Raw genomic sequence first — 3,034 nt, 5'->3', positions numbered from 1 at the left:
CATCCGACACCACCGACACCGCCGCCTCCACCGACGACAACACCGACACCCCACCAACCCGCACACCCACATCCACCGCACACTGCGCCAGCACGCGGACGAAGCGGTCGACGAGATCGGTGGTCAGCGCCGCCGGCAGATCGGGGTGGTACTTGACGATCAGCTCGAGCTGTTCGCCGGGCAGGACGAGCAGGGTCAGCGGGCAGCTGGTGCCGTCGTCGATGCCGCGCAGCTGCACGTCGAGACCGCTGCCCGCGGTCGCCCCGGTGAAGTCGCCCGGGTAGTTCTCGAACACCACGAGGGTGTCGAACAGTTCGTCGAGACCGGCGATCCGGTGCAGGTCCGCCAGGCCGACGTGGTGGTGGGCCTGCAGGGCGGCCTGTTCGGCCTGGACCCGGCGCAGCAGGTCGGCGACGGTTTCCGCGGGACGCAGCCCGACGCGGACCGCGATGGTGTTGACGGTCATGCCGATCATCTCGTCGATGCCGTCGAGGTCGGCGGCGCGGCCGGAGACCGCGGTGCCGAAGAGCACGTCGTCGCGGCCGGTGACGGCTCCGAGCGCCAGCGACCACGCGACCTGCACGATGGTGTTGAGCGTGACACCGGTTTCGCGGCGGAGCCTTTCGAGGCCCGACACGGTCTCGGCGTCGACGGTGAGGGTGTGGTCGACGCACGAACCGGGCGCGAGGGTCCGGCCGGCCGCGAGCAGCGTCGGCTCGGTGACGCCGTCGAGCGCCGCCGTCCAGGCCGCCCGGTCGGCGGCCTCGTCGCGGTCACCCAGCCATGTGAGGTAGTCGCGGTAGGGGCGCGCCGGTGCCGCGACCGCGGGCGCCGCGCCGATTGCGATGCCGTTGCCGTAGGCGCGCAGCAGGGCGTCGATCACCAGCGGAAGGGACCAGCCGTCGAACAGCAGGTGGTGGTGCGTGAGCAGCATCCGGTGCTGTCCGGATCCGGTGTGCACGAGCGTGATCCGCATCAGCGGCGGCGCAGCGAGGTCGAAGCGGGTCGCGCGGTCCTGCGTGGCGATTTCGGCCCAGCGTCGGTCCAGCTCCGCTCCGGCCGTTGCGGACAGGTCGATTTCGTGCCACGGCACGGCGGCACGGGCGGTGACGACCGCGACCTGGCGGCCGGCCTCGGTGGTGGTGAACGCCGACCCGAGCTGGGTGTGCGCGGCGAGCACCGCGTCGGCGGCGGCACGCAACCGGGTGGTGTCGAGGTCACCGGTGATGTCGAGCGCCATCTGCACGACGTAGGCGTCGTGCCCGGTGGTGTCGAAGGTCGACTCGAACATCAGGCCCTGCTGCAACGGCGTCAGGGGCAGGACGTCGATCGCCGACGGGTAGCGCGCGGTCAGCTCGTCGAGCTCGTCGAAGTCGACGGAGGCGAGAACATCCGACGGCGTCAGTCCACCGATGGAACCCGAATGACCTTGTGCAGCAATACCTTCCAGCAGCACCGGCCACAGCTGTGCGGCACGGTCGACGACACCGGCCCGCAGCACCGAGGCCGCGAAGCGCCACTGGGCGACGATACCGGCGGCGGTGGCCGCGGCGTTGACCTCGATGGGATGTGTCATCGGCATCGTCGGGTCGGACGACACGCCGAGGGTGCCGACGCCGTCCGAGTTCTCGACGGGGCACAGCGTCCAGGCCCCGCCGGTTCCCGTGGCCGGGGCGGCGTCGATACGGCCGAGGTAGTTGAACAGCACCGGGTGCGCGGCCCCGGCGGTGAGCTCGGCGGCGTGCTCGCCGCGGTATCGGGTGAGCAGTCCGTAGCCGATACCGCGGTTCGGGACGGCGCGGATCTGCTCCTTGATGCGCTTGACGAGGCGCCCGGCGGCGGGCGCTCCGGCGGCGACCGCGTCGAGGTCGACACCGGCCACGTCGAGCCGCAGCGGGTACAGCGTGGTCAGCCAGCCCACCGTGCGAGACAGATCGAGTTCCGGTGCGATCGAATCGGATTCGCGGCCGTGACCTTCGACGTCGACAACGAGCGCGGTCGCGCCGAGGTCCTGGGAGGCGGTGGTCAGCGCGGCCGCCAGGGCGGCGAGCAGGATCTCGTCGACCCCTACGCGCAGCGCCGGGGCGACCACCGACGACAGCGTCTCGAACACGTCCGGTGCCACGGTGATCTCCCGGACGGTCGACGCGGCGACAGTGTCCACCGCCGGATCGAGGGCGCGATCGGTGAGCGCGACGGCACCGGCCGGGTCGACGATCCGCCGCCACAGGTCCGCATCGTCGGCCGCGAGGTCGGCGGCGGCTTCGAGCGCCCGACTCCACGTGCGGAAGGACGTGGCGGGTCGTTCGAGCGATCCCGGCCGTTCGCACAGCCGACGCAGGTCGTCGAGCAGGATGTTCCAGGACACCGCGTCGACGACGAGATGGTGGGCGACGATCAGCAGGCGAGCCGCGGGTGCGTCGTCGAGCAGGACGAACACGACCATCGTTCCCGACGCCGGGTCGAGGCTGCGGTACGCGGACTGCACCGGCTCGGGATCGGCCGGATCGCGTTGCTGAAGAACGATTTCGGGTGCGGGCTCGGTCGAAACCTCGAGGGTCCGGCCGTAGGTGGGGTCGTCGACGACCCGGGCACGGAGCATGTCGTGGGTCGCGACAAGCGCGTTCAGCGCGGTCTCGAGTGCGTCCTCGGTCAGATCGGCGGGGAGCGTGACCACCCGGGCCTGGGCGTACCCGTCGACCCACGCGCCGTCGTGGGCGAGCAGATCGGTGATCATCGCGGTCGGCACGACGACACCGAGCGCGTCCTGCCGGTCCTCGGCCGCGGCCATCAGCGTGTCGGTCGGCACGGCCCGGGAGGCCAGACCCGCGGGGGTGGGCGCTTCGAAGACGTCACGGGACGTGAGGGCGAAACCGGCACGGCGGGCTGCGGTCACGACGCGCAGCGCGACGATGGAGTCGCCGCCGAGATGGAAGAAATCGTCGTCGACACCCACCCCCACCACACCGAGCACGTCCACGAACACCGAGCACAACACCCGCTCGGCCACCGACACCGGCTCCCGGCCGGCACC

The 3,034-nt window shown here is 71.6% G+C and carries 1 protein-coding gene; it reads right to left on the bottom strand.

Features of this window, described 5'->3' with window-relative positions; all coding sequences use genetic code 11:
* Positions 1-3,034, bottom strand: a 3,034-nt coding sequence (locus ACWDTS_RS28030; protein ID WP_450119456.1) for a condensation domain-containing protein, incomplete at both ends; no start/stop codon positions are given.

This window comes from Rhodococcus sp. NPDC003383 (genome assembly GCF_053589115.1).
Note: the sequence above shows the minus strand (reverse complement) of the source record. Positions and strands in the feature narration are given on the sequence as shown.